The organism is Azorhizobium caulinodans ORS 571 (assembly GCF_000010525.1).
GTDB lineage: Bacteria > Pseudomonadota > Alphaproteobacteria > Rhizobiales > Xanthobacteraceae > Azorhizobium > Azorhizobium caulinodans.
In genome coordinates, this window is sequence record NC_009937.1 from 4886798 (window position 1) to 4913782 (window position 26985).

Below are 26985 nucleotides of genomic sequence, written 5' to 3' on the forward strand. Positions count from 1 at the left end.
GCACCATGGTGTGGGGGAGCGAATGGCGGGACAGGCCCTTCACTGGCTGGGGACAGCAGCCCGCCGCGCCGGATCGGCGGCGCGGACCGGCGGGCGCGTCCTGCTCGATCTCGCCCTGCCGCCCACCTGCATCGCCTGCAAGGCCATCGTGGGCACCCCCGGCACACTGTGCGCCGCCTGCTGGCGCGACCTGCGCCTCATCGAACGGCCCTATTGCGAGCGGCTCGGCACCCCCTTCCCCTTCGAGGATGGGGCGACGCGGCTCTCGGTGGAAGCCGTCACCGACCCGCCCGCCTTTGATCGCGCCCGCGCCGCCACCCTGTTCGGGCCCGTGTCGCAGGATCTGGTGCACGGCCTCAAATATGCCGACCGGATGGACCTCGCCCTTCCCATGGCCCGGCTGATGGCGCGGGCGGGGGCGGACCTTCTGGCCGACGCCGATCTCATCCTGCCGGTGCCGCTGCACGGACTGCGGCTGTGGCGGCGGCGGTTCAACCAGGCGGCGCTCCTCGCCCGCCACGTCTCGCACCTCTCCGGCGTGCCGGTGCGCACGGATGTGCTCCGCCGCGTCCGCGCGACGCCCTCGCAGGTCTCGCTCTCGCGGGAGGAGCGGCGGGCCAATGTGGCCGGCGCCTTCGACGTGCCCCCACCGCTGCGCGCGGCCGTGGAAGGGCGGCACCTCCTCCTGGTGGACGATGTGATGACCACCGGAGCAACGCTCGAATCCTGTGCCCGCGTGCTGCGCCGCAGCAGCGCCGCCGCCATAGACGTGCTGACCTTCGCCCGGGTTGTCGACGGCGGTTGAGGCGGGTTATCATGCGACGAATTCGTGACGTCATGATGCGTCGCGATGAGGACCCCCATGAAATCCATCGTCATCTACACCAAGAGCTGGTGTTCCTACTGCCATGCCGCCAAGGAACTCTTGCGGCGCAAGGGCTGGACCTTCACCGAGATCGACGTGACCACCGATCCCGCCGGCCAGCAGGAAATGTCCAAGAAGGCGGGCGGGCGCACCTCCGTGCCGCAGATTTTCATCGGCGACACCCATGTGGGTGGCTGCGACGACCTCTATGCCCTTGAAGACGCCGGCCGCCTCGACGCCTTGATGGCGGCCTGACGCCGCGCGCCGGCACCGCCCCGCCCCGGGCGGAGCTTGGCTGCGGGCGGCGCAATGCCTATCTCTCCCCCGTCGGGAACACCTCCCGTCAAGCGAGACCGGGATATGACCAGCACCGCCGAGACCGCCCGCCTGCGCGTTGGCCTTGTCCAGTTGCGCTCGGGGCGCGACATGGATGCCAATATCGAGATCGCGACCGCCCTCATCCGCGAGGCGGCGCGGGACGGCGCGCGTTACGTGCAGACGCCGGAAGTCACCCATCTCATGGAGATGGACCGCGCGGTGCTGTTCACCAAGCTCAAGGACGAGCCGCTCGATCCCGGCCTGCGTGCCTTCCAGGCGCTGGCGAAGGAACTGGGCATCCACCTGCACGTGGGCTCGCTGGCGGTGCGCGTGTCCGAGACCAAGGCCGCCAATCGCGGCTTCCTCATCGGACCGGATGGCGAGATCGCAGCCCGCTACGACAAGATCCACATGTTCGACGTGGACCTGCCGGGCGGCGAGAGCTACCGGGAATCCAACGCCTACCGGCCCGGCGAGCGTGCGGTTCTGGGCCATGTGGACGAATTCAAGCTCGGCATGAGCATCTGCTACGACCTGCGCTTCCCGGCGCTTTATCGCGCGCTGGCGGAAAGCGGTGCGAGCGTGCTCACCGCCCCCTCCGCCTTCACCCGGCCCACGGGCGAGGCGCACTGGCATATCCTGCTCCGCGCCCGCGCCATAGAAACCGGCGCCTACATGCTGGCGGCCGCGCAAGGCGGCAAGCACGAGAACGGCCGCGAGACCTATGGCCACTCCCTCGTGGTGGACCCGTGGGGCCGCGTCATCGCCGAGGGCGGCACCGAGCCCGGTGTCATCCTCGCCGAGCTCGACATCGCGGAAGTGGAAGCCGCGCGCAGCCGCGTTCCCTCGCTCCGCAATGGCCGGCGCTTCGAGCTGGCGGACGTGCCGGCCGGCCGCCTGCACGTGGTGGGAGCCGCCACGTGATCCGCTACACGCTCCGCTGCGCTTCGGACCATACGTTCGACAGTTGGTTTCCCTCCTCCGACAGCTTCGATGCCCAGAAGGCGCGGGGCCTCGTCTCCTGCCCCACCTGCGGCGCCACCACGGTGGAGAAGGCGGTGATGGCCCCCGCCGTCTCGCGCACCGACCGGGAGAAGGCGCCGCAGGCCGCCCGGCCCGAGGGCGAGCCGACGACGCCCGTGACCGTCATGGGCGAGCAGGAGCAGGCTTTCCGCGCCCTGCTGCGCGAGTTGAAGGACCACGTCACCCGCAATGCGGATTATGTGGGCGACGAATTCGCCACCCTCGCCCGGCAGATGCACGAGGGCGAGGTGGAGCACCGCTCCATCTATGGCGAAGCGACCGCCGACGAGATCAAGGCCCTGCGCGAGGACGAGGTGGAGGTCTTCCCCCTGCCGGTGCTGCCCGACGAGCGGAACTGAGACCGGCCCTGCGGGGCTCAGCGGCGCCCGGCGCCCATCATGGCGAGGACGGCCTGCGAGAGCGGGCCATTCGGGCTGTTCAGCGCCTCCGGCACCTCGAAATGGTTCCGGTTGAACAGGGTGAAGCGCCCCGCAAGCTTTCCCATGCCCGCCAGCACGGTGGCGAATTCGTTGGCCTGCCGCTGGAACTCCGGGCTCTCCTTGTCTCCGCTCACCACGATGACCGGGCAGGTCATATGCGCGAGCTGGCGCAGGGGGCTGAGCGCCACCACGTCCGCGGGCGCGAGCTTGACGTAGGAACTGCGCGAGGAGAGCAGGACGGGATAGAGCTCGTACATGCCGCTCATGGCGACACCACCCTTGATCAGGTCCTGCGGCCCGCCGAGCGCGCGCCAGTCGGTGGTCAGCATCACCGCGCACAGATGACCGCCGGACGAATGGCCGGAGACGAAGATCCGTTCGGGATCGCCACCGAAGCGCGCGACATTGGCGTGCAGCCAGAGCAGCGCCCGCCGGCACTGGGCGGCCATCTCCGGCAAGGTGACCGCAGGGATATTGGCGAAATTCAGCGCCACATAGAGGCAGCCGTTCTGGATGAAGGTCGGCGCGGGAGCGGAGGCGTCCTCCTTCTGGAGCCCGCGCCAGGCCCCGCCATGGATGAACACCATCACCGGCAGGCCCTTGGCGCCCTCCGGCGCGAAGATGTCCAGCGTCTCGGCCTCGCTCGCGCCATACCGCTCGGTGCGCGGGGGAAACTGCTTGCGGACGGCGGCGCTGTCGGTGGCGTAGCGGGCGATGACCTGATTGGCGTTGGCCGCCCACTCGCGCTGGTCATAGGCCTGATCCAGCATCTCCTGGGAATAGTCCAGGAACACGCCACCCGCCGCGTGCGCCATGGCGGACGAGGCCAGAAGCCCCGCGAGACTGAAGCTGAACTGCCGACGATTCATCCGCGACCTCCATTATTTCAAGCCTGAAATAATGGAGCCGCCAAGTCAACGCTCCGCCTCCGCCTGTGCAGCAGGTGCTTAACGAGATGCCGTAAGGGAAATCCGCTCAGCCCTCGGAGGTGTGGAAGGCGGGCTTGCCCACTAGGAAATAGTTCACGTCCGTGTCGGCGGCGATCTTCCATTCGCCGCGCAGCGGATCGAACACCATGCCGGCGAGCTCGCTCATCTCGAACCCGGCCGCGCCCATCTCCGCTTCCAGTTCGGCGGGGGTGATGAACTTGTCCCAGCGGTGGGTGCCGCGCGGCAGCCAGCGCAGCACATATTCCGCCCCCACGATGGCCAGCGCGAAGCTCTTGACCGTGCGGTTGAGGGTGGAGACGATCATGATGCCGTTGGGGTTCACCATCTCCCCGGCGCGGCGCAGGAACAGGCCCACATCGGCCACGTGCTCCACCACCTCCAGCGCCAGCACCACGTCGAAGCGCTCGCCCGCATCCGCCAGTTCCTCGGCAGTGCCCTGCCGGTAATCGACGCGCACGCCCGCCTCGTCCGCATGGGACTGGGCGACGACGATGTTGCCGGGGGCGGGATCGACGCCCACCATGTCCGCGCCCATGCGGGCCAGCGGTTCGGAGAGCAGGCCGCCGCCGCAGCCGATGTCGAGGATGCGCAGGCCCTTCAGCGGGCGGAGCGAGCGGGCATCATGGCCGAAGTGGCGCACCAGCACGTCGCGCACGAAGCCGAGCCGCACGGGATTGATGGCATGGAGGGGAGCCATCTTGCCCTTGGGGTCCCACCACTGCGCGCCGAGCGCATCGAAGCGGGCCACTTCGGACGGGTCGATGGTCGCGTTCGCCGTCATGCGCATCTCCTGATCATCATCGGGGCCGCCCGGTCCGCCCCCTCCCAACCCTCCCCCGCAAGCGGGAGAGGGCTTTGCCGCAGGCTCTAAAGCCGCCGTCGCCCCCCGCGCGCCCTGCCCCCTCTCCCGCTTGCGGGGGAGGGCTGGGGAGGGGGAAATTCTGCCGGATTCTAGGCGGCCATCACGGCCCCCACAAGGCAACGGGGCACGGGCGAAAGCCCGCACCCCGTCTCAACACGCATCAGAAGCGCGAACCGCTCAGGCGCGGACCATGCCCACGATGTCCTTCACGTCGCGGATGGTCTGGTCAGCGATCACCCGCGCCCGGTCGGCGCCGTCCTTCAGAATGGCGTCGATGGCAGACACGTCGCCCATGAGGCGCTGCATCTCGCCGCCGATGGGGCCGAGCTTGGCCACCGCCAGATCCACCAGCGCCATCTTGAAGGTGGAGAACTGGCCGCCGCCGTATTCCGTCAGCACCGCCTGCTTGGTGGTGTCGCTGAGCGCCGCATAGATGCCCACGAGATTGTCTGCTTCCGGCCGGGCCTTCAGGCCCTCTTCCTCGGAGGGCAGCGGCTCGGGATCTGTCTTGGCCTTGCGCACCTTGGAGGCGATGGCGTCCGCATCATCCGTGAGGTTGATGCGCGACATGTCGGAGGCATCCGACTTCGACATCTTCTTGGAGCCGTCGCGCAGGCTCATCACCCGCGTGGCCGGGCCGGCGATCAGCGGCTCGGTGAGCGGGAAATAGCCTTCGCCGAAGCCGTTCTCCGCGATGGAGGGGCCGAAGTCCGTGTTGAACTTCTGGGCGATGTCGCGGGTCAGTTCCAGATGCTGCTTCTGGTCCTCGCCCACGGGCACGTGGGTGGCGCGATAGAGCAGGATGTCCGCCGCCATCAGGCTCGGATAGGCGAACAGGCCCAGCGAGACATTCTCGCGGTCCTTGCCGGCCTTCTCCTTGAACTGCGTCATGCGGTTGAGCCAGCCCATGCGGGCGACGCAATTGAACACCCAGGCCAGTTCCGCATGGCCGGAGACTTGGCTCTGGTTGAAGACGATGTGGCGCTTGGGGTCGATGCCGCAGGCGATGAAGGCGGCCGTCACCTCGCGGATGTGGCGCTTCAGCTCCGCCGGGTCCTGCCAGACGGTGATGGCGTGCAGGTCCACGACGCAATAGATGCACTCGTGGCTCTCCTGCAACGCCACGAAGCGCTTGATGGCCCCGAGATAATTGCCGAGATGCAGATTTCCGGTGGGCTGAACGCCGGAAAAGACCCGTTCCGCGACCGCCGCCATTGGCGACCTCCTCAAGGACGGCGCAAACACCGCCATCCGCCTGTGGACCGGCGACCCTGTGGGCCGCCCTTCAAAGATGAGGCCGCGTCATGCCAGCCCATGCCCTGCGATGCAAGGGCAAGGTGCGCCGCACCTCAGGCCAGCGCGTCGAGGAAGGCGCGGATGGCGCCCTGCGCGGGGGCGTCCCAGAGCAGCGGCGCATGGCCTTCTTCCGCCACCGTGTGCACCTGAAGGCCGGGATGGCGCGCGCCCATCTCCTCGACTGTGGTCGCGGAGAGAATGTCCGACAGGGCGCCATGGATGACCATGGACGGCACATCCTTCAGTGCCTCGAAGGCCGGCCAGAGGTCCGGCAGGGGCTTTGAGGGATCGAACGCCTTGAAGGCCTCTTCCAGCAGCGCGTCATAGGCAAGGCGGGGGCGACCGGCATCGTCGCGGTAGATCTGCCGGGCAAAGCGCTCCCAGCCTTCATCGGTGAGGCCGGGAAAGAGGAAGCCCTGCGCGTGCTTCAGGTCTGCCACGAGATCCGGCCACGTCTCGGGGATCGGCTTGCCCACATAGCCGGCGATCCGGGCGAGGCCCGCCGTCTCGATGACCGGGCCGATGTCGTTGAACAGGGCGCCCGCGAACAGGTCCGTCCGCTTCAGCACGCCCGCCAGCATGAGCATGACGAGGCCACCGCGCGACGTGCCGAGGAAGGCGGCGCGGGAAATGCCGAGCGCTTCCAGCCCCTTGAGCGTATCCTGCGCTTCCTGAAGTGGATTGTAGGTGACGACCGGCCCATAGGCCGAGCCGCCGCGCCCCCGGAAATCGAAGCCGATCACCTGACGGGGCGCTTCTTCGTCCTCGGACAGCGCACGGGCGAGCGCCTCGAAATCCCCGGCGTTGCGGGTAAGGCCGGGCAGCACGACTAGGGGCAAGCGCTCCGTGGGCTGGCCCCAGATGCGCGCCAGCAAAGCGAGGCCATCGGTGCTCGGAAAGGCGAAGAAGTCCGGCATGGTCCTCAGGTCTCCTGTTGCGATCTCGCCCGCCGGGGTCGCAGGGCGAGCAGCGTCACGCCATAGATGATCATGCCGAGGCCGACGAGGGCGGCAAGGCGCAGCAGGCCCTCCAGAGACTGCGGCGCGGGCGGCGTCCAGAAGCGCGCCGCCCCGTCCACGGCCGCACCCATGAGCGCGCCGGCGCAGAGGATGGCAAGGCCCTGCCGGAGCAGCGTGCGGTCGACCGCCAGGAGGCCCCGGCGGGCCAGGAGGCCGCCGAGCAGCACGGCGCTCGCCGTGGCGCACAGCGCGATGGCACCTGCCGCCGCCACCGGCCCGGCGAAGGCGTTTGCGCCGAGGGCCAGCAACAGGCAGGCGAGGAGCGACCCTGCGCCGATGCGCTCCGCCGGGCCGATCACCCCATGGGTCAGCGCGGTGGCCGCCAGCACGCGCTCGACGCCCTGCGCCGGCAGCGCGAGCGCGAGAATGGCGAGGAACTGCGCGGTGGCCTCCGCATCCTCGGCCGTAAAGCCGCCGCGCTGATAGAGCACGCCCACGATGGGCGGCGCGAGCAGGCAGAGGCCGAGCCCCGCCGGCAAGGCGAGCCCAAGCGCCGCCAGCACCGCTCCCGACGCTTCCCGCCCCGCCGACTTTCCGCCCATGGCGAGCAGCGGCACCAGCACCGCCCCCGCGCTCGCCCCCACAAGGCCGAGGGGCAGGTCCATGAGGCGCTGGGCATAGTTCAGGGCCGACACCGCGCCCGGCGTGGCCGAGACCACCGCGGCGACGATGAACAGGCGCAGCAGCGGCAGGCCGGCAAACAGCAGGGCCGGCGTGCTCGCCCGCAGCACACGCCCCGCCCCTCGCCAGTCGGGACGCACGACGGCAGGCCGGCTGGGGAGGCCGCGGGTGGCCAGCATCATGAGGGCGAGCTGGGCCACGCCCGCCGCGACAGTGGCCGCCGCCATGGCGCGGGCGGCGGCGGCGGTGCCGATCAGCCCTTCCAGCGCCACATAAACAATGGCCGACAGGGCCACCACATTGGCCAGCATGGGCGCGAGCGCGGGCAGCGCGACGCGCCCGCCACCATTGGCGAGACCACCATAGACGGCAGCGGCGGCGGCGAGCGGCAGATAGAGAAGGGCGATGCGCCCGCAGGCGATGGCAAGGTCCGCGCGCTCGCCCCCGACCTCGAAGCCCGGCGCGAGCGCCCGGATCAGCGCCGGCATGAAGACGGCGCCGGCGACCGCGAAGGCGAGCAGCAGGGCGAAGAGGGCCAGCAGGACGGCGAGCGCCAGCCGCCGCGCGCCCTCACGCCCGTCCCGCGCCTGCGCCCGCACCAGCGCGGGGATCAGCGCCGCATTGAAGGCGCCATCCGCCAGGAGGCGCCGGGCCAGCAGCGGCAAGGCGAGCGCGGCCATGAGTGCATCGGCCAGCGGGCCGGCGCCGAGCACGGCAGCGGTGCCGGCGTCGCGTGCAAAGCCAAGCACCCGCGAGCCGAGGGTCGCGGCGGAGACGATGGAGGCGCGGCGGGTGGAAAGAGACATCCGGCGGGAGAGCCATGGGCGGTTCCGCGCCCTTATGGCAAGGGCGGGCGGGGCTGTCGATGCCGGAGCCGGCCCAGACATGGCGCCGAAAACACGAAGGCCCCGCCGGACGAACTGGCGGGGCCTTGCGCAATTCAGAACGCGAAGTGTCGCGGATCAGGCCTCGGTGGCTTCCTCGGCCTCTTCGGCCTCGGCGGCGACGTCCTCGACCTCATCCTCGTCCTCGTCGCCGGGGCGACGGATTTCCTCACCGCGGGCGAGGCGCTCGGCCTCGTCGGCGCTGCGGGCGACGACCACGTTCACCTTCACCTCGACTTCCGGGTGCAGGGTCACGGGCAGGACGTGCAGGCCGATGGTCTTGATCGGGTGGTTCAGCACGATCTGCTGGCGGTCCACGGTGAAGCCGTCGGCGGTGAAGGCGCCGGCGATGTCGCGGGTGGAGACGGAGCCGTAGAGCTGGCCGGTCTCGCCCGCCTGGCGCAGGATCACGACCTTCTGGCCGTCGAGCTTGGCGGCGACGGCGGACGCCTCGGTCTTGAGCTCGAGGTTGCGGGCCTCAAGCTGCGACTTCATCTTCTCGAAGCGGGCGCGGTTTTCCTTGGTGGCGCGCAGGCCTTGCCGTTGGGCAGGAGGAAATTGCGGCCGTAGCCGTCACGCACGCGCACCACATCGCCGATCTGGCCGAGCTTGGCGACGCGCTCCAGCAGGATGACTTCCATTGTCTTTACTCCTCGGTTCTCAGGTTCGATTTCAGGATTTTCGGGTTCACGAAGTTCAGCGATCGTTGGCCGCCGGCGGCGCGCCGCCGGTGCCGATCCGCCGGCGCAGGTCGAACAGCGCGTCGGCAACCCCGACGAGCGCCATCACCAGCGCCGGCCAGCCGAGGGCGAGGGTCATCACCCACGCCCCGGCAAGCAGGAAGGGGCGCGCCGCGCGGCCCCGGGTCAGGAAGTGCAGCACCGCAAAGCCGCTCGCCGTGTAGCAGACGATGAGCGCCGCAGCCCCCGCCGCCGCGCACAGGCCCATCAGGCCCGGCGTCATGGCGAGCGCCACGAGGACCGCCAGCACGATGGGGGTGAGGCCCGGCAGGCGGAGCGCCGCGAGGTCCGGCCAGGGCCGGTTCAGCCGGCCGGAGACGCGGGCGGTGCGGCCGGCGAGATAGAGGCAGCCGAGCTGCGTCGCCAGCATGAGGGTGGCGGCGGTGGGCGGCAGGATGATCGCGACCGTCTCGGCCACGGCCGCCGCATTGGACATGCCGCTGCCGCCGGCAGCGCCCTGCGCGGCCACGAAGGCCTGGAAGGCGGCGGCGATGGCGCGACGGTAGGTCTCGTAATCGCCGGACATGGAAAACAGCGCCACGGTGACGCTGAGCGTGGCGAAGCCCGCGCCCACCACCATCACCCCGCCGATGGGAAACCACACCATGCCGTCGCGGGCGGCCGGGTCCGGCCGCGCCAGCAGCGCGCAATAGGCGAGCGCCCAGGCGGGAATGCCGATGCCCATGAGATAGGCGATGAGGAAGGTGGTGCCGTAGAGCAGGCCGAGGCCGATGGCGGCAGCCGCAACGCCGATGGCGGCGGAGATGTGGGAGAAGGCGAGCCCGCTCACCATCAGCGGCAGAGGCGCGAGGTAGAACAGCGGGACGGCCAGCATCGATCCCGACGCCACGCCGGCGACGAGAAGTGCGGACGCAAGGCCCGCTGCGATGCCTATGAGCAGAAGAAATCCCATCCGACTTGCTGTCCCGCCACGCGGTTAGGGGAGGATCACCGTCCACCCCAGCAGACGCCGCAGGGCCGATCCCGGCGGCGCGTCTCTCAGAAAATGGCCCGCCCTCGGGAGGGCGGGCCGAATGTCAGGCTGACCTTGAAAGGCTCAGCGGATCACGAAGGGCAGCAGGCCGAGGAAGCGGGCGCGCTTGATGGCGGCCGACAGCTCGCGCTGCTTCTTGGCGGACACCGCCGTGATGCGGCTCGGGACGATCTTGCCGCGCTCGGAGATGTAGCGCTGCAGGAGACGTACGTCCTTGTAGTCGATCTTCGGCGCATTCGGGCCGGAGAACGGGCAGGTCTTGCGACGACGGAAGAACGGACGGCGCTGACCGCCGCCACCACCAGCTTGAGCGAACGCCATCAGAAGGTCTCCTCGGTCGCGGCTTCCTCACGGTCGCGCCCACGGCGCGGGCGATCCTCGCGGTCACGGCCACCGCCGAAACCACCACCACCGAAGCCACGCTCGCCGCGCTCGCCACGGTCATCGCGGTCACGCTTCTGGAGCATGGCGGACGGGCCTTCCTCCAGCTCGTCGACGCGGATGGTGAGGAAGCGCAGAACGTCCTCATCGATGCCCATCTGACGCTCCATCTCCTGCACCGCCGCCGCCGGGGCGTCGATGTTGAAGAGGGTGAAGTGGGCCTTGCGGTTCTTCTTGATGCGATAGGTCAGGGACTTCACGCCCCACGCTTCGACCTTGGAGACAGTGCCTCCGTTCGCTTCGATCACGCCCTTGAAACGGGCGGCCAGTTCCTCGACCTGTTGCGCCGTAACGTCCTGGCGAACGAGGAACACGTGCTCATAGAGCGACATGTGTCTGTGCCTTTCTGTTGCTCCGCCCCCGGCGCCAAGCCCTTTCGAACCTTGGGAAAGGCTCGCTTGCTCGGAAGGCGGGAACACGGGACGACGGACCTTTCGGCCCTGCCCTCCCCGTTCCTGAGAACGAGAAAGACCGTCCGTTCAGCCCCCGGCCGGGGCAACGGAAGCGGGGCGTATAGCAGCTTCTGGCCCAAAGGCAAGGGTCGCGGGCGGGCCGCACCCCTGATTCGCGCGGGGCCACCGGCCCAAAGAAACCGGGGCCGCGCCCCAAGCGCTCCCGCTTTGGGCCTCAAACGGGCCACGAACGGGGAGAAGAAACAAGCCCGAGCCGAAGGTACTCCGCCCACGGGGTGGATGGGCCGAAGGTTCGCTTCCATGCCGGTGGTGTTTCGTGGCAGGACGGGAAGGATCAGGAGCCAGATGGCGACAGCCATGAACGTGCCAGAGCCCAGAGCCAATACCGACGCGGTCAGCCTCGTGCGCTGCCCGAACGGCCATTATCACGAGCCGGGCCCCTGCCCCTTCTGCTCCGCCGCCGAAGACCTGAAGGCCTCCGCCGGTGCCAGCGCGGCCGCCGATCTCAAGGCCTCCGCCGAGGAACGCCTCGCCGATCCGGTCGAGCCGCGCCGACGCGGCTCCGCGCTGTTCCTGTTCAATGTCATTGCCGGCACTGCGGCGCTGATCCTGGTCGGCATCGCGTGGACGCTCATCTTCCGCACCTCGGATCGTCCGCCGGGACCTGCCGCGCCGCAGCCGCCCAAGGCCACGGCCGCCGCGCCGGCCACGCCCGCCCAGCCCCCGGCGGCGGCGCAGTCCACCGCACAGGCGCTGGCCGATGCGCCCAAGCCCACACCCATTCCGCCGCCTGAGCCGAGCGCGCCGCCCGGCGCCGCGCAGACGCAGACCGCCCAGCCGCAGACCGCACCGGCGGAGCCCGCACTCGCCGACAATGCGCCCCTGCCCGTGCCGCGGCCGCAGGTTCCCGATCCCGTCACCGCCGATGCGGGCGGCGCGCCGCTTCAGGTCGCCCCGCAGCCGCAGGGCCTGATGCCGGCCCCGCCCCAGCAGCAGGCACAGGCCGCGCCACCGCCGCAGAACGGTCCCTATCCGTGGAACGGCGGACGCCCGCCCGCCTCCATCCCCATGCAGCCGCCGCGCTCCAACCTGCCGCCGGCCCAGCGCATGGGCGTGCCGACCAGCGTGATCCAGCAGGTGCGCTGGCTGGACGGGCGGACGCTCGCGATTCTCGTGCATGCGCTCGATACCCAGCCGAACGAGACGCCGGTCATCGAGGACCGCCCGAGCGGAGATGTGGTCCGGGCCCGCCTGCGCAGCGGGCCACCACCCTGCCGCTACATGGAGATCTATCCCTCCCAGCGCAGCGACGCCTTCCTGTTCGTCCGTTTCTGCCCGGACAATCTGGGCCGCTGGATGGGACAGGACATGAGCGGCTACCGCTGAGTCATCGCCGCCAGCGCAGCGTCGACAGGCGGGGGTCGGCGCTGAAGACGGCTGGCGGGAAGTCCAGCCGCAGATCGGGAAAATCGCAGATCGCCTGCACGCCCGAGGGCGAGAGGCGCAGCCGCCAGGTCTGCCGCTCGCCGATGCGCCCATCCGCAAACGCCGTGCAGGAGAGCGCCGCGACGTTGCGCCCGCCCGCCGGGTCGCGCGCCGAGGCATAGCGCAGCAGCAGAAGCCCCGCCTCCCGCGCCGCCTCCGCCAGCGTCTGGCAGGCCTCATAATCGGTCAGGTGCGTCCAGGCGGCGCCGTCCCGCTCCAGCGGCGGGGCGGTGAGATCGAGCGCGCGGTCGGTGGCAAGGCCCGTGGCGAAGGCGGTGTAGTCGGCGGCATTGCGAGGCCAGGGCGTGCCGGGCGACTCGGCGAAGAACAGCAGCCGGTAGAAGGCCATTTCCGCCACCGCCGTCTGCGGCGTCTCGGCGGCATAATAGACGCCCGGCGTGCGCCCGGCCCGGCGGAAGCGGGAGCCGTGCGGATAGGGCGGCGCATAGCGGAAGGGCGAAGCGAGAAGATAGGGCAGCCGCGTGCATTCGGGCGGCAGCAGCGGCTTGGTCTCCTCGATCAGCTCTTCCAGCAGGGCCTGCTCGTCCAGCGTATCCACAAGCTTGAGGGTCGAGACGCGGTGCTGCGCCTCCACCAGCCGCCAGACGCGCCCCTCATAGGGCTGCGCCTCAGACGCGAGCGCGGCGGGCGTCCAGATAGGCGATGACATCGAGAAGTCCGGTCACGGTGCGGATGCGCTCGGCCGGCACGGCACCGAGCGCGGCATTCTCCGCCTGCATCCAGGCGCGGGCGGCGGGGGCATCGCCACCGACGATGGCATCGAGCCCCCGGAACAGACGGACGAAAAGCACCGCCAGTTCAAAGGGCTTGCCGCCGGCCTCCAGCACATGCCCGGCTTTGCGCATGCGCGAGACGGTGGCCTCCGAGACGCCAATCACCTCGCCGAGCCGCTTGGCGGTGAGCCCCAGCGCGTCGGCGGCACGCACCACGGCCTTGGTGACGACAGCCCCGGCGTCAGGTCGCCCCTCCGCACCGGGACGGGCATGCATCCGTGGGTGGGACATCGGCATAAACGTGCGGTCTCCGCCATTTCCTGAGAAAGAATGATAACATCTTCTTTCATATGAGGCCACGTCTGCGCCGCGCGCGCAGCCATGATGCAGCGCAAGAGCCCGCAAACGCTTGGCTTCGTCCTTGACTTCGCCCCCCGCGCGGTGTCTCTGCGCCGCCAAATTTAAAGCGGCAGGGAGCGTCCCATGAGCACAGCCTTCATCTTCCCCGGACAGGGCAGCCAGGCCGTCGGCATGGGCAAGGCGCTGGCCGAAAACTTCGCCGCCGCCCGCGACGTCTTCACCGAAGTGGATGCGGCACTTGGCGAACACCTCACCCGCATCATGTGGGAAGGCCCGGCGGACGAGCTGACCCTCACCGCCAATGCCCAGCCCGCCCTCATGGCCACCTCCCTCGCCGCCCTGCGCGTGCTGGAAGCCGAGGCGGGCCTGAACCTTGCCCGCGACGCCGCCTTCGTGGCCGGCCATTCGCTGGGCGAATATTCGGCGCTGGCGGCCGCCGGCACCTTCACCATCTCCGACGCCGCCCGCCTGCTGCGCATCCGTGGCCGCGCCATGCAGGACGCGGTGCCCGCCGGCGCCGGCGCCATGGCCGCGCTGCTCGGCCTTGATTACGAGCAGGCGGTCGCGGTCGCCGCCGAGGCCGCCGGTGACGACGTCTGCGAAGCCGCCAATGACAATGCCGGTGGACAGGTGGTGGTTTCCGGCAGCCTGAAGGCCGTGGAGCGCGCCATCGAGATTGCCAAGGCCAAGGGCGCCTCCCGCGCCATCCTTCTGCCCGTATCGGCGCCCTTCCATTGCCGCCTGATGGAGCCGGCGGCGGAGGCGATGGCCGCCGCGCTCGCCGAGGTGGAGGTGAAGGCCCCCGTGGTGCCGGTCATCTCCAACGTGCGCGCTTCGCCTGTGACGGACCCGGCCGAGATAGTGCGCCTCCTCGTGGAGCAGGTGACAGGCACGGTGCGCTGGCGCGAATCGGTGGTGTATATGGCCGGCGCCGGCGTCAGCCGCGCGGTCGAGGTGGGCGCCGGCAAGGTGCTCTCCGGCCTCGTGCGCCGCATCGCCAAGGAGATCCAGGTGTCGGCGGTCGGCACGCCCGAGGACGTCGCCGCCTTCATCGCCACCAAGGCCGCCCCGGCGGCCTGAAGCCCCATTCCCGCGGCGCCGCCCCCGGCGCTGCGTTATCCGAAGGACGATCCATGTTCGATCTGAGCGGCAAGACGGCCCTCGTCACCGGCGCCACCGGCGGTCTCGGCGGCGCCATCGCCAAGGCCCTCCATGCCCAGGGCGCGACGGTCGCCATCTCCGGCACCCGCCGCGAGGCGCTCGACGCGCTGGCCGGCGAGCTGAAGGACCGGGTGCACGTTCTGCCCTGCAACCTCGGCGTCGCCGAGGAGGTGGAGAAGCTGGTGCCGGACGCGGAAGCGGCGATGGGCGTCGTGGACATCCTCGTCAACAACGCCGGCATCACCCGCGACAACATCTTCATGCGCCTCACCGACGAGGCGTGGGAGCAGGTTCTCAACGTGAACCTCACCTCCGCCTTCCGCCTGTCGCGGGCGGCGGTGCGCGCCATGATGCGCCGGCGCACCGGCCGCATCATCTCCATCACCTCCATCGTCGGCGTCACCGGCAATGCGGGCCAGGGCAACTATGCCGCCGCCAAGGCGGGCATGATCGGCATGTCCAAGGCCCTCGCCCAGGAAGTGGCGAGCCGCGGCGTGACCGTGAACTGCATCGCCCCCGGCTTCATCGCCACCCCCATGACCGACGCGCTCAACGACAAGCAGCGCGAGGCCATCCTGAAGTCCGTTCCGGCCGCCCGTCTCGGCACGCCGGAGGACATCGCGGCCGCCTGCGTCTATCTGGCGTCGGATGAAGCCGCCTACGTGACGGGCCAGACCTTGCACGTGAACGGCGGCATGGCGATGATCTGAGCCACGGGGCGCGCCGGGCACAGGCCCGCTGCGCCCGTGTGAGGCCCGCCCGCCCATGGGCGTTTCGGACGGCGGATGCCCGGGCATCTCCGCCTCCGGTCATGGGGCGGGGTTCCGCCGTTTCCAAGGGTTTGGCCGCAGGGTCGGCCTGCTGGCAATGGCTCGGGAAGTATGTTAACGAGCCGCTCGAACCGGTCCGAGCGGTGGATTGGATCTCTCAAGAAACGGCCCAGTTGCGCGGGTTTCTCGCATCGCGTGGGTGGGCCGGGAGCGGCGGCTGAGCGGTATCACGCCGAACTGCTGCTGCCGGATGGCCATTTTATTTCAGACAACGAGGGTGCATCGATGAGTGACATCGCCGAGCGGGTGAAGAAGATTGTCGCGGAGCATCTCGGGGTTGAGCCCGAGAAGGTGACTGAGAACGCCAGCTTCATCGACGATCTCGGCGCCGACAGCCTCGACACCGTGGAACTCGTGATGGCCTTCGAAGAGGCCTTCAACACCGAGATCCCGGACGACGCGGCCGAGACCATCCTGACGGTGGGCGACGCCATCAAGTTCCTGGAAAAGAACGCCGGCTGAGCCTGGCCTTTTCGACAGCACGGCCGCGGCACCGCGTGTCCGCGGCCGTTGTCATGACGGTACCGGAGTTGTCCACATGAGACGTGTTGTCGTCACGGGCCTCGGCATGGTGACGCCGCTCGGATGCGGTGTCGAGCCGACCTGGCGGCGGCTGCTCGCCGGCGAAAGCGGCGCCAAGCGCGTCGACACTTTCGACGTGTCCGATCTCCCCTGCAAGATTGCGGCGGTTATTCCGCGCGGGGACGGCAGCGACGGCAGCTACAATCCCGACCAGTGGATGGAGCCCAAGGAGCAGCGCAAGGTCGACGAGTTCATCGTCTATGCCATGGCTGCCGCCAAGCAGGCTCTGGACGATGCCGACTGGCATCCCACGGCCTATGAGGATCAGATCGCCAGCGGCGTGCTGATCGGCTCCGGCATCGGCGGCATCGAGGGCATTGCGGATACCGCGCTGACCCTCAAGGAAAAGGGGCCGCGCCGCGTCTCCCCCTTCTTCATTCCCGGCCGCCTCATCAATCTCGCCGGCGGATACGTGTCCATCGAGCACGGCCTCAAGGGCCCGAACCATGCCGTGGTCACCGCCTGCTCCACCGGCTCCCACGCCATCGGTGATGCTGCCCGCCTGATCGCCTTCGGCGACGCGGACGTGATGGTCGCCGGCGGCACCGAATCACCCGTGAACCGCCTCGCGCTCGCCGGCTTCGCCGCCTGCAAGGCGCTGGTCACCGCCTTCAATGACGAGCCCACCCGCGCCTCGCGTCCCTATGACCGCGACCGCGACGGCTTCCTCATGGGCGAGGGCGCCGGCATCGTGGTGCTCGAGGAACTGGAGCACGCCAAGGCCCGCGGCGCGAAGATCTATGCCGAGGTCATCGGCTACGGCCTCTCGGGCGACGCCTTCCACATCACCGCCCCGACCCCGGACGGCGACGGCGCCTTCCGCTGCATGACGGCGGCGCTGAAGCGGGCCGGCATCTCGCCGGGCGAGGTGGACTACATCAACGCCCACGGCACCTCGACCATGGCGGACGAGATCGAGCTGAAGGCGGTGGAGCGGCTGCTGGGCAATGCGGCGGCCAACGTCTCCATGTCGTCCACCAAGTCGTCCATCGGCCATCTTCTGGGCGCTGCCGGTGCGGTGGAGGCGATCTTCTCCATCCTCGCCATCCGCGACCAGATCGCGCCGCCGACGCTGAACCTCGAAAATCCGTCAGTGGAGACCCCGATCGATCTGGTGCCGCTCAAGCCGCGCGCCCGCAAGATCGACGTGGCCCTTTCCAACTCCTTCGGCTTCGGCGGGACCAACGCCTCGCTGGTCCTGCGCCGCTACGCGGCCTGAGCCTCCGGCGTCCCCGCACCCTTCGCGGTGCCGGGACGCCATGTCGCCATAATTAGCGCTAGCCTCCGGCACTGTGTCGGCCTCCGCGTGACCTTGCGGGACTGCCGGCTGCCCCGCGAATTTCAGCGGACCCCGCCACTTTCGAGGAGCATCCGCCATGGAGCAGCCCGAGCAGAAGCCGAAGAAGAGGCGGTCCCGGGGGGCCAACCACCCCGCCGTCGTCGTCGGCAGCGCCGTTTTCACCCTGCTTCTCTTCCTCACCGTGGGCGGCGGGCTCGTCGGCTGGTACGGCCAGCGCGCCTATAACGAGGCCGGGCCGCTCGCCACCGAGAAGAACGTGGTCGTCCCGCGCGGCTCCGGCCTGCGCGACATCGCCGACCTGCTGGAACGCGAAGGCATCATCCGCAACTGGATGGTCTTCATCGCCGGCCACCAGTTCACCCACCGGGGCGAGTCGCTCCATGCCGGCGAATACGCCTTCAAGCCCGGCGTGACCATGGCCGACGTGGTGGACACGATGGTCGCGGGCCATGTGGTCCAGCACCAGATCACCGTTCCCGAGGGCCTCACCAGCCAGCAGGTGGTGGACCGCCTCAACGACAATCCGCTCCTCACCGGCACACCCCGCGTGCCGCTGGAAGGCACGCTGCTGCCCGAGACCTATGCCATCGTGCGCGGCATGACCCGGCAGGAAGTCCTCAAGCGCATGAGTGCCGACCAGCAGAAGCTGGTGGCGGACCTCTGGGCCAAGCGCGCGCCGGACCTGCCGCTCAAGTCGCCGGAAGAGTTGATCATCCTCGCCTCCATCGTGGAGAAGGAGACCTCCAAGGCCGACGAGCGCCCGCGCGTGGCGGCGGTCTTCATCAACCGCCTGACGAAGAAGATGAAGCTCCAGTCGGACCCGACGATCATCTACGGCATCGTCGGCGGCAAGGGCACGCTCGGCCGGCCCATCAGCCGCACCGACATCTCGACGCCCACGCCCTACAACACCTATGCCATCGACGGCCTGCCGCCCGGCCCCATCGGCAATCCGGGCAAGGCCTCGCTGGTGGCCGTGGCCAATCCGGCCAAGACCAAGGACCTCTATTTCGTCGCCGACGGCACCGGCGGACACGTCTTTGCGGAGACGCTGGAGCAGCACAATCGCAACGTGGCCCGCTGGCGCGAGATCGAGGCGGAGATGAAGGCCAAGGCGGCGGCCCAGCCTCCCGCCGCCGCGACCCCGACGGCCGCCCCCTCCTCGGGCACGTCGGCGCCCGCTCCCGCGAACGGCGCCGGCACGCCGGCACCGGAGGCCGCGCCCGCGACCCCGCAGCGCGGCACCGGGACAAGCGCGCCCAAGCCCGCCAACTGACACCTGTTCCGATGCCGGCTCTGCCGGCATCGTCGTTTCGAGAAAGTCTTCCCCATGTCCCTCGCCAGCATGACCGGCTTTGCCCGCACCCACGGCCTCACCGGCGCGTGGCGCTGGACCTGGGAGGTGCGCTCGGTCAATTCCAAGGGCCTCGACCTGCGCCTGCGCCTGCCGGGCGGCTTCGATGCCCTCGATGCCGGCGCCCGTGCCGCCGCCACCAAGGCGCTCTCGCGCGGTTCCGTCTCCGGCACGCTCACGCTCGCCCGCGAGGGCGAGACGGCGGCGGTGTCGCTGAACCAGCCGGCCCTGCGTACCCTCTACACCGCCCTCAAGGAGGCCGCCGCCGTGCTCGGCGCCGCTCCGCCCACGCTCGATGCCCTGCTCGCCGTGCGCGGCATCGTCGAAGTGGTGGAAGCCGATCTCTCGGACGAGGACCGCGCGGCCGTCACACGGGATGCCCTCGCCGGCTTCGAGGACGCGTTGGCGGACCTCGGCCGCATGCGGATCGCGGAAGGGGCGGCGCTCAGAGCCATTCTCATGGACCGCCTCGACGGCATCGCGCGGCTCGTCGCCGCCGCCGAGAGCCTGCCCGAGCGCCAGCTTGAGGCCATCAAGGCACGTCTGGCCGATCAGGTGCGCGCACTCTCGGAGGCCCATGCTGGCCTTGATCCCGAGCGGCTCCATCAGGAGGCGGTGCTGCTGGCCACCAAGGCGGACGTGCGGGAGGAACTCGACCGCCTCACCGCCCATATCGCCGCCGCCCGCGAGCTGCTGACGCAAGGCGGGCCGGTGGGTCGCCGCCTCGATTTCCTCGCGCAGGAGTTCAACCGCGAGGCCAATACGCTGTGCTCCAAGTCCAATGCGGTGGCCCTGACGCAGATCGGGCTTGACCTGAAGCTTCTGGTGGATCAGTTCCGCGAGCAGATCGCAAACGTGGAATAAAGACCTCCCGCATGGCTGCTCCCGCCACGTCCCATTTCTCGCTGCCGGGCTGGAAGCCGGGCTCCCGCTCCGGCCTCGCCCGCCGCGGCCTCATGCTGGTGCTCTCCTCGCCCTCCGGCGCGGGCAAGACCACCCTCTCCCGCCGCTTGCTGGCCGAGGACGACCGCATCACCATGTCGGTGTCGGTGACGACCCGCGCGCCCCGTCCGGGCGAGGTGGACGGCAAGGACTATTTCTTCGTCTCGAAGGAGCGGTTCGAGGAATTGCGCGACACCGGCGCGCTGCTGGAGCATGCGACCGTGTTCAGCAATCTCTACGGCACGCCCCGCCAGGCGGTGGAGGATGCCCTCAGCGCCGGCCGCGACGTGCTCTTCGACATCGACTGGCAGGGCACCCAGCAGCTCGACCAGAGTGCCGAGCAGGATCTGGTGAAGGTGTTTCTCCTGCCGCCGACCGCCGAGGATCTGGAGAAGCGCCTGCGCACGCGCGCGCAGGACACGGACGACGTGGTGCGCCAGCGCATGTCCAAGGCGTCGGACGAGATCAGCCACTTCACCGAATATGACTACATCCTGATCAATCAGGACGTGGAGGACAGCCTCGCCAAGCTGAAGGCCATCCTCCAGGCCGAGCGCCTGAAGCGCCGCCGCCTCACCGGCCTCGCCGGCTTCGTGAAGGGCCTGCGCGACGCGCTCTGAGGGGGGCGGCGGGGCGCCGCCCCGCCTCTCGTCCGGCTCAGCCGCCGCACGCAGCGGGAATGTCCTTCAGGGCCTGCGCGCGCAGCGCATCGAACGGGCAGAGGCCGCTCTGGCCGCATCCGGGCAGCGGCACCTTGAGGCTGCGCACCCGCGCGGGATCGAGCGCCCGCATACCCTCCAGTTCCGCATACCAGACGGTGGCGCCCACCAGAACTGCGCCCGTCGTGGTGTCGCGCCAGCGCTCCAGCGCAAAGGCAGCGGCCGGCGGCGCCGTGTCCGGCTGCCGTGGCAGGCTCCAGTTCACGCCAAAGATGCCGGCCATATTGGAAATGTCGTCATCATGCCCGGCGAAGGCGAGCATCTTCACGCCCGGCCCGATGGCGGGTGCGGCGGCGCGGGTCTCGCCGGCGAGTGTCGCCAGCATGATACGGGCCATGGCCGCGCCCTGCCGGCGCGCCAGATAGGGCAGACGGCGGGACAGGTCCGCCAGCCGGTCGCGAGCCGGCAGCAGCACGGCGAGGACCGCCGGATCGGCAGCCGCGCCCCAGCCCACATCCGCCACGGGCATGTTTTCGGCATACTGGAGCAGGAAGATTTCGGAGACCTGCGCCGCCACCGAGAGCGCGCCGCTGATGGTGATGCCGCCCGGCGTCACCTTGAAGCTGGAGGGGCCGGGAGCCTCGCCGGGCTTCAGGATGGACCATACGCGCCGGATCGCCTCGGCAGCGGCGGGGTCCATGATGCCCTTGTTGCCGGTGAAGGCGGCAACCGCCTTCCGGGCGGCCTTGTCCTCCAGCCGGCAGGCGCCGCCGGTGGAGTCGAACACCTTGTCCTTCTGGCCATCGGGGCCGTGGCCCAGCGGCGCGGCGCAGCCGGGCGCCAGACGGTCCGCCAGCATGCGCCCGCTGTCGCGGGTCCGCTCGTCGGCGCCGTCCGCCCAGATGACAAGGCTGTCGCCGGGGCAGCCGGTGGCCGGCAGGAGGCCCTGCGCCACATAGCCGGCGCGAATGCCATCCGCCATCAGGCCAACCACCTGCGCGCCACGCGGGGTCAGTTCGCCCCGCCCCACCGGCCAGGACGGCCATTGCCGCGCGGTCCAGCTCGCCAGCGCCTCCGGCGACTGGGTGGGCGCGCGCACGCCGTGGCGCTGCACCAGAACCACCCGCTCCAGCACCATGTCCGCCAGCGCCGGCAGGCTCGCCAGGCAGAAGACGCCGGCAAGGGCTGCTGATTTGACGGCGAGTGAGAGCAATGGGCGACGCATGCAGGGGCTCCGGTCAGCGGTAGGACACTACACTGCCGGAAGATTGCGCGGGCAAGTCACGCCCCCGCCGCATCCCCGGTTCCGCCGCCGCGCGCACGCCCGAAGGCATTGGCGAGGGCGAGGAAACCGGCGACATCGATCTCCTCCGCCCGCGCCGTCTCGTCGATGCCCGTCTCCGAGAGCAGGGCCAGCGGATCGACGCCCAGAGATTTCAGCGACTGGCGCAGCATCTTGCGGCGCTGGCCGAAGGCCGCCTCTGTCACCCGCTCCAGATCCCGCAGGGCACAGGGCACCGGCTCCGCACGCGGCACCACATGGATGACCGAGGACGTGACCTTGGGCGGCGGCACGAAGGCCGAGGGCGCCACATCGAACAGGATGCGCGCCTGCGCCCGCCAGCCGGTGAGCACGGCAAGGCGCCCATAGGCCTTGCTGTCCGGCCCCGCGACGATGCGCTCGGCCACCTCGCGCTGGAACATGAGCGTCAGCGATGAGAACCACGGCGGCCAGGGATCCGTGGAAAGCCAGCCCACCAGAAGCTGCGTGCCCACATTGTAGGGCAGGTTCGCCACCACCCGCGCCTCGGCGCCGTCGAGATGGGGGCGCACATCCACCTTCAGCGCGTCGCCCTCGATGATCTCCAGCCTGCCCGGATAGGCGGCGGCGATCTCGTTGAGGGCCGCGATGCAGCGGTGGTCCCGCTCGATGGCGATGACCTTGCGGGCACCCAAGGCCAGAAGCGCGCGGGTGAGGCCGCCGGGACCGGGGCCGACCTCCACCACCGTCGCGCCTTCCAACGGGCCGGAGCCCCGCGCGATGCGGGCGGTGAGGTTGAGATCGAGCAGGAAGTTCTGGCCCAGCGACTTCTGCGCCGAAAGGCCGTGCGCGCGGATGACCTCGCGCAGCGGAGGCAGATCGTCGATGGCGCTCAAGGGACCGGAACTCCTGAGAGGAAGGAGGCCGTGTCTTAGAGCACGATCCGGCCGGAGGGAATCGCGATCTGCGGTTGCACGCCCTCAGGCGGCGTCGGCATCCGCGAAGCGGCGCGCGAGCCGCAGCGCCGCCATGAGGCTCGACGGGTTGGCCCGGCCGGTCCCGGCGATGGCGAAGGCGGTGCCGTGATCGGGCGAGGTGCGCACCAGCGGCAGGCCAAGCGTGGCGTTCACGCCATCATGGAAGGCCAGCGTCTTGGCCGGGATCAGCACCTGATCGTGATACATGCCGATCACCACGTCATAGGCTTCCCGCGCCTCGGCATGGAACAGCGTGTCGGCGGGGAACGGCCCGGTCGCCTCGATGCCCTCGGCGCGCAGCCGCTCGATGGCAGGGCGCACCACCGCCTCGTCCTCGCGCCCGATGGTCCCCGCCTCCCCCGCATGGGGATTGAGGCCGGCGAAGGCGAGACGCGGGCGCGGCAGACCGAAGCGGCGCACCATGTCGCGGGCGACGATACGGCCGGTCTCCACCAGCAGGTCGGCGGTGACGGCGGCGGGCACCTGGGCAAGCGGAATGTGGATGGTGGCCGGCACCACCGCGAGGGCCTGCGACCAGATCATCATGACCGGGCGCGGCGCCGGCCCGCCGGGCGGCGTGCAGCGGGCGGCGAGATATTCGGTATGGCCAGGAAAGCGGAAGCCGGCTTCATAGACCACGGCCTTGGCAAGGGGAGCGGTCACGAGGCCCGCCGCCGCGCCCGCCTGCACGAGATCGACAGCCCGATCGAGGCTCTCCACCACGGCGCGGGCGCTGGTCCCATCCGGTCGCCCCGGCTCGGCGGTGGCACGGGGGCCTGCCGGCACCACCGGCAGCGCCTCGCGAAAGGCGGATGCGGCCGTGCCGGGCTCGACGATCTCGATGGGGACGGAAAGGCCGAGAAGCCGCGCCCGCGCGGCCAGACAGGCGGGATCACCCACCACGAAGAAGGCAGGCAGGCCCGCTGCCTCGCGCGCCCGCCAAGCGGCGAGCACCACGTCCGGCCCGATGCCGGCGGGCTCGCCGAGGCTGAGCGCGAGCGCCGCGGTCATCAGCGCATGTACTGGATGAGCATGGTCTTGCGCAGCTCGGCCATCATGCGCTTCGACTGCTCCTGGAACTGCGCGTTGGAGAGCTCGTCCTTGATGTCGCGCTTCTTCGAGCTCTCGCCCTTCACGGTGCGTTTCTCGCACACGGCGAAGGTCTCGACACCCGACTGGGACACTTCCGGCGGCGTCAGGCGGCCAACCTCGGTCTTGTCGAGGACGGCACGCATCTTCTCGGGGATCTCGGAAGAAAGGCGGTTGATGGGCGAGCGCACCACCGTCTCCTTCATGCCCTTGATCATCTGGAGGCCGGCATCGCAGCCATTGAACTTGGCGCGCAGCGCATTGGCCTCGGCGAGGCGGGAGCCGTAGGCATTGCTGCCGCCGCCCACCACCAGGATGATGGGGCGCAACACATATTCGGTGGCGGTGAAGGCGTCCGCATTGCCCTGCTTGTTGAGGGCGGCGATCACGTCCGAATCGCGGATGTTCACCACCGGGGCGCGGGCGCGGACATACTGGCCCCACACATAGTCGGCGCGCAGCTTGTCCTTGAAGGTCTGAACCTTGAGGCCCGACTGGGCAAAGCTCGCGGTGAGCTGATCTGCGGTGCGGCCCGAGCGCTCGGCGATGTTCGAGAACATCCGGTTCACGTCGTCCTCGTCCGCCTCGATGGAGAAGCGGGCGGCCTGGAGCACCTTGATCTTCTCGTCGATCAGCTCTTCGAGCACCTGCTTCTGCGGCGGCGACTTGTTCTCAATGAGCTGGTGCAGCTTCATGCGCTGGGCGACGTCATTGGACGTGATCGGCTGGCCGGACACCATCACCAGCACCTGCGCCAGCGCGACACCGGGAGCGAGCACCGGCAAAGCGAGCGCGCAAACGAGCAGGAAGCGTCGAAAAGCAGAGGTCATCGTTCATCCCGGTCAGGCCCCGACCACCGCAACGGTCGTCGGAATGGACGTGCGTTCATCTTGCCTGCGCCTGTGGCGGCAATGGGGCCACTACCCCGTGACGGCGCCACGGGGCGGAAGCCTCAAGCGGGTGTGATCTCAACCCGCCGACCGGTCTTCACTAATTGGAGCTGGAGGAACTGCCAAGGCCCGACTTGATATTCGTCTCACCCAGCGTCCTGAGGCCGATGCGCAGCAGGATGCTGTTGTTGGACGAGTTGGTGGTGCCGTTCACCGTGTAGTCGGAGATGTAGTTCAGGGCCAGCGTGAAGCAGTCGTCCATGTAGGAGACGCCGAGCTGGGTGTAGTCGAACGCCGACTGGGCGATGTTGTAGCGCACGGCGCCGTTCAGGCTCCAGTTCTCGCTCAGCTTGTAGGAGGCTGAGGTGAAGACACCCTCGCGCTCCTCATAATAGCCGAGCAGCGGCTGCGGCGCATAACGTCCATAGATGACGTTGATGCCGAGCTTGTCGATCTGGGTGCGGCCTTCCAGCTCGAACCGCTGCAGGGACGCATTGTCCTCGGCGAAGCGGAAGCGGCTGATGACCTCGAACTTGTCGGTCGGCGAGTAGCTGAAGCGGGCGATGTAGTCGGACACGTTGGTGTCGAGACCCGACTGCAGGCCGGTGTTCGCCATGTCGCCCTGGGCGTACGAGTTCAGGCCGAACAGGTGGTAGGACTGGCCGACGAGCGCGGTGATCACGCCGCCCTGATTGAGGGCCGCCGTGTAGGACACGCCCACATTGGCGCGGCCGCCGCCTTCCACCCGGTCATAGCCCGAGTATTTGTTGATGGAGAACAGGTTGGTGTCGTCGAACACCAGGCTCTGCGCATCCTCGTTCGGCAGCTTGCCGATCCCGGTCTCGTTGGGACGGGCGATGAGCTGCACGCGCGGCTCGATCGTCTGCGTGCCCCAGCTCTGCACCGAGATGAAGGGATAGCGGTAATCGAGGCCGATCACCGGCATGGCGCGGATCAGGCTCTCGTCACCCGACTGCAGCGGATTCTGCCCCGGCAGGGTCGGGCCGCTGGAATAGCTGGTGGGCAGGGCCGATACGTTGGCTTGGGCCACGTCCACGCGCATCTGCGCAAACGGCGTCCACATCTGGCCGGCGCTGTCGACCAGCGTGCGCTTCCAGTACAGCTCAGCCGAAAGGCGGGTGTAGTCGCCCGGCGCGCCGCGCAGCAGGCACTGCGTCGGGTTGGGGTTGCTGAGGGCGCACGAGCCGCCCAGCACGCCGATGTTGGCGGCATTGGCGGTGAGCGCATTGGTGGAGATGAAGTCCGCCTGATCCCGCGACAGCGTGGTGAAGTTCACGTTGACGCCGGCCTCGCCGCCGAGCACGGGCTTGCCGAAGACGTAGTTGTAATCGAGGTTGCCCACCACGGGCAGCTTGTTCTGGTTGTCCGTGGTGGCCATGCCGAGGAAGTAGAGGCCGCGCAGGTCGAAGTAGCTGCGGTCGCCCTGCCCCTGCAAATAGACCTGCGAGGTGCGATCGATGATGTCCGAGGACACGAAGCCGTAGTCGCGCAGGAACATGCGGTCAGAGACGACGGTGCCGTCCCAGCCGAAGGTCCAGTAGTTGTTCAGCGCGAACTGGCCATGGCTTTCCACCATGCCGCGCTGGTCGCGATAGCCCGGCAGCGGCGTGCCGTTGGAGACGAACGTGCCCTTGTCGAGCTGGTCGATGCCGGCGGCGCGCAGGCTGTAGGAGCCGTTCTCCAGGCGCTGGCGCCATTCGCCGCGCAGCAGGACGCCCTGCTTGCTGAAGAACATGGGGTCGAACGTCACGTCCCGATCAGGCGCGATGTTCCAGAAGAAGGGCACGGAGACGCCATAGCCGGTGTTGCCGGAGCTGTAGAATTCCGGGAACAGGAAGCCGGTCTTGCGCTTCACCGTCGGATCGGGCGACGAGAAATACGGGAAATACGCGATGGGCATTCCGAAGAACTCCATCGTCGCATCCTGGTAATAGATCATCTTCTCGTCTTCGTTATGGATGATCCGCGCAGCCTTGATCTGCCACAGGGGCGGCTTCTGCGGCGTGTCCTTGCACGGCTCGCAGGCCGTGTAGACGCCATTCTGGAAGACGGTGATGTTGCCCTCCGCGCGGTCGGCGCGGGTGGCGGCGAAATGGGTCTTGTCGGGCGTGTCCACCCTGAGGCTGTTGATGAAGCCTTCGGAATAGTCCTGCGACAGCTCGAGATTCTCGGCCGTGACGATCTTGCCGTCCTTCTGCTTCAGACGGACGTTGCCCTCCGCGATGACCTTGTTGGTCTTGCGGTTGTAGGTGACGCGCTTCGCCTCGACGGACGAGCCGTCATAGTACATCTGCACGTTGCCGACGGCGGAGACGGTATCGTTCTTGTAGTCGTAGACCAGCTGGTCGGCGGTCACGAGCATCTTGGCGTTGGGATCGGTCTTGGGCGTGGCGACGCCAAGACCGGCCGGCCCGGACTGGGCACGGGCAGGCGTCACGGCACCGGCGGATGCTCCCAGAAGGAGGAGGCCGGCG

Annotated in this window: 27 protein-coding genes and 1 pseudogene; 12 read left to right on the top strand and 16 right to left on the bottom strand. The window is 69.3% G+C overall.

Annotation, left to right across the window (positions count from 1 at the left end; translation table 11 throughout):
• Positions 1-22 precede the first annotated feature (22 nt).
• The 4 genes from AZC_RS22035 to AZC_RS22050 all read left to right on the top strand — a co-directional run bounded on the left by AZC_RS22035 (position 23) and on the right by AZC_RS22050 (position 2565).
• The gene (locus AZC_RS22035; protein ID WP_081434079.1) at positions 23-805 is read left to right on the top strand and encodes a ComF family protein; all 783 of its coding nucleotides are present in this window, start codon (positions 23-25) and stop codon (positions 803-805) included.
• Positions 806-862: 57 nt separating this feature from the next.
• The gene (grxC, locus tag AZC_RS22040; RefSeq protein WP_012172816.1) at positions 863-1120 is read left to right on the top strand and encodes a glutaredoxin 3; all 258 of its coding nucleotides are present in this window, start codon (positions 863-865) and stop codon (positions 1118-1120) included.
• Between the two features lie 105 nt (positions 1121-1225).
• A complete protein-coding gene (locus AZC_RS22045; protein WP_043879732.1) occupies positions 1226-2107 on the top strand; it encodes a carbon-nitrogen hydrolase family protein in 882 nt (293 codons plus the stop codon).
• On the top strand, positions 2104-2565 hold the full coding sequence (locus AZC_RS22050) for a DUF1178 family protein (protein ID WP_012172818.1): 462 nt from the start codon (positions 2104-2106) through the stop codon (positions 2563-2565). The genes AZC_RS22045 and AZC_RS22050 overlap by 4 nt, the downstream gene beginning before the upstream one ends.
• A 17-nt stretch (positions 2566-2582) precedes the next feature.
• On the opposite strand, the gene AZC_RS22055 is transcribed toward AZC_RS22050, so the two are convergent.
• The 9 genes and pseudogenes from AZC_RS22055 to rpsF all read right to left on the bottom strand — a co-directional run bounded on the left by AZC_RS22055 (position 2583) and on the right by rpsF (position 10785).
• Positions 2583-3515: an alpha/beta hydrolase gene (locus tag AZC_RS22055; protein ID WP_012172819.1), complete on the bottom strand. Its 933-nt coding sequence runs from the start codon at positions 3513-3515 to the stop codon at positions 2583-2585.
• Between the two features lie 106 nt (positions 3516-3621).
• Positions 3622-4383 (bottom strand): bifunctional 2-polyprenyl-6-hydroxyphenol methylase/3-demethylubiquinol 3-O-methyltransferase UbiG, encoded by a 762-nt coding sequence (gene ubiG, locus AZC_RS22060; RefSeq protein WP_012172820.1) that lies wholly within the window; start codon positions 4381-4383, stop codon positions 3622-3624.
• Between the two features lie 252 nt (positions 4384-4635).
• Positions 4636-5673 (bottom strand): tryptophan--tRNA ligase, encoded by a 1038-nt coding sequence (gene trpS, locus AZC_RS22065; protein WP_043879734.1) that lies wholly within the window; start codon positions 5671-5673, stop codon positions 4636-4638.
• Positions 5674-5807: 134 nt separating this feature from the next.
• Positions 5808-6671 (bottom strand): alpha/beta fold hydrolase, encoded by an 864-nt coding sequence (locus AZC_RS22070; RefSeq protein ID WP_012172822.1) that lies wholly within the window; start codon positions 6669-6671, stop codon positions 5808-5810.
• A gap of 5 nt (positions 6672-6676) precedes the next feature.
• The gene (murJ, locus tag AZC_RS22075; protein ID WP_043879735.1) at positions 6677-8200 is read right to left on the bottom strand and encodes a murein biosynthesis integral membrane protein MurJ; all 1524 of its coding nucleotides are present in this window, start codon (positions 8198-8200) and stop codon (positions 6677-6679) included.
• A 156-nt stretch (positions 8201-8356) separates the two neighbouring features.
• Positions 8357-8919 (bottom strand): annotated as a pseudogene (rplI, locus tag AZC_RS22080) (50S ribosomal protein L9).
• Positions 8920-8974: 55 nt separating this feature from the next.
• The gene (locus AZC_RS22085) at positions 8975-9931 is read right to left on the bottom strand and encodes a DUF2232 domain-containing protein (RefSeq protein WP_012172826.1); all 957 of its coding nucleotides are present in this window, start codon (positions 9929-9931) and stop codon (positions 8975-8977) included.
• A 144-nt stretch (positions 9932-10075) separates the two neighbouring features.
• Positions 10076-10333: a 30S ribosomal protein S18 gene (gene rpsR / locus AZC_RS22090; protein ID WP_012172827.1), complete on the bottom strand. Its 258-nt coding sequence runs from the start codon at positions 10331-10333 to the stop codon at positions 10076-10078.
• On the bottom strand, positions 10333-10785 hold the full coding sequence (rpsF, locus tag AZC_RS22095; RefSeq protein WP_012172828.1) for a 30S ribosomal protein S6: 453 nt from the start codon (positions 10783-10785) through the stop codon (positions 10333-10335). Before rpsF ends, rpsR begins: the two co-directional genes overlap by 1 nt.
• Positions 10786-11211: 426 nt before the next feature.
• Here rpsF and AZC_RS22100 point away from each other — a divergent pair, with 426 nt between their 5' ends.
• Positions 11212-12252, top strand: coding sequence for a hypothetical protein (locus tag AZC_RS22100; protein ID WP_043879736.1), 1041 nt, complete (start codon positions 11212-11214; stop codon positions 12250-12252).
• 1 nt (position 12253) lies between these two features.
• On the opposite strand, the gene AZC_RS22105 is transcribed toward AZC_RS22100, so the two are convergent.
• Together AZC_RS22105 and AZC_RS22110 are read right to left on the bottom strand one after the other, a co-directional pair.
• The gene (locus AZC_RS22105) at positions 12254-13021 is read right to left on the bottom strand and encodes an RES family NAD+ phosphorylase (protein WP_043879737.1); all 768 of its coding nucleotides are present in this window, start codon (positions 13019-13021) and stop codon (positions 12254-12256) included.
• Positions 12981-13376, bottom strand: coding sequence for an MbcA/ParS/Xre antitoxin family protein (locus tag AZC_RS22110; protein ID WP_081434080.1), 396 nt, complete (start codon positions 13374-13376; stop codon positions 12981-12983). Before AZC_RS22110 ends, AZC_RS22105 begins: the two co-directional genes overlap by 41 nt.
• A 192-nt stretch (positions 13377-13568) precedes the next feature.
• On the opposite strand from AZC_RS22110, the gene fabD reads away from it, so the two are divergent.
• The 7 genes from fabD to gmk all read left to right on the top strand — a co-directional run bounded on the left by fabD (position 13569) and on the right by gmk (position 20234).
• A complete protein-coding gene (fabD, locus tag AZC_RS22115) occupies positions 13569-14525 on the top strand; it encodes an ACP S-malonyltransferase (protein WP_012172832.1) in 957 nt (318 codons plus the stop codon).
• A gap of 53 nt (positions 14526-14578) precedes the next feature.
• Positions 14579-15316, top strand: a complete 738-nt coding sequence (gene fabG / locus AZC_RS22120) for a 3-oxoacyl-[acyl-carrier-protein] reductase (RefSeq protein ID WP_012172833.1) — start codon at positions 14579-14581, stop codon at positions 15314-15316.
• A gap of 345 nt (positions 15317-15661) precedes the next feature.
• Positions 15662-15898 (top strand): acyl carrier protein, encoded by a 237-nt coding sequence (locus AZC_RS22125; protein WP_012172834.1) that lies wholly within the window; start codon positions 15662-15664, stop codon positions 15896-15898.
• Between the two features lie 76 nt (positions 15899-15974).
• Positions 15975-17237 carry a beta-ketoacyl-ACP synthase II gene (gene fabF, locus AZC_RS22130; protein ID WP_012172835.1) on the top strand — a complete coding sequence of 421 codons (1263 nt, stop codon included), beginning with the start codon at positions 15975-15977 and terminating at the stop codon, positions 17235-17237.
• Positions 17238-17394: 157 nt separating this feature from the next.
• A complete protein-coding gene (gene mltG / locus AZC_RS22135) occupies positions 17395-18594 on the top strand; it encodes an endolytic transglycosylase MltG (RefSeq protein WP_012172836.1) in 1200 nt (399 codons plus the stop codon).
• A gap of 54 nt (positions 18595-18648) precedes the next feature.
• On the top strand, positions 18649-19536 hold the full coding sequence (locus AZC_RS22140; RefSeq protein WP_012172837.1) for a YicC/YloC family endoribonuclease: 888 nt from the start codon (positions 18649-18651) through the stop codon (positions 19534-19536).
• Positions 19537-19547: 11 nt separating this feature from the next.
• Positions 19548-20234, top strand: a complete 687-nt coding sequence (gmk, locus tag AZC_RS22145; protein ID WP_012172838.1) for a guanylate kinase — start codon at positions 19548-19550, stop codon at positions 20232-20234.
• 37 nt (positions 20235-20271) lie between these two features.
• On the opposite strand, the gene AZC_RS22150 is transcribed toward gmk, so the two are convergent.
• The 5 genes from AZC_RS22150 to AZC_RS22170 form a co-directional block, all read right to left on the bottom strand.
• Complete coding sequence (locus tag AZC_RS22150) at positions 20272-21498, bottom strand: histidine-type phosphatase (RefSeq protein WP_012172839.1); 1227 nt, start codon at positions 21496-21498, stop codon at positions 20272-20274.
• Positions 21499-21554: 56 nt separating this feature from the next.
• On the bottom strand, positions 21555-22430 hold the full coding sequence (rsmA, locus tag AZC_RS22155) for a 16S rRNA (adenine(1518)-N(6)/adenine(1519)-N(6))-dimethyltransferase RsmA (RefSeq protein ID WP_012172840.1): 876 nt from the start codon (positions 22428-22430) through the stop codon (positions 21555-21557).
• An 84-nt stretch (positions 22431-22514) separates the two neighbouring features.
• A complete protein-coding gene (pdxA, locus tag AZC_RS22160; protein WP_012172841.1) occupies positions 22515-23522 on the bottom strand; it encodes a 4-hydroxythreonine-4-phosphate dehydrogenase PdxA in 1008 nt (335 codons plus the stop codon).
• A complete protein-coding gene (locus AZC_RS22165) occupies positions 23522-24430 on the bottom strand; it encodes a peptidylprolyl isomerase (RefSeq protein WP_012172842.1) in 909 nt (302 codons plus the stop codon). Before AZC_RS22165 ends, pdxA begins: the two co-directional genes overlap by 1 nt.
• 160 nt (positions 24431-24590) lie before the next feature.
• Positions 24591-26948 (bottom strand): LPS-assembly protein LptD, encoded by a 2358-nt coding sequence (locus AZC_RS22170; RefSeq protein ID WP_244421755.1) that lies wholly within the window; start codon positions 26946-26948, stop codon positions 24591-24593.
• Positions 26949-26985 lie beyond the last annotated feature (37 nt).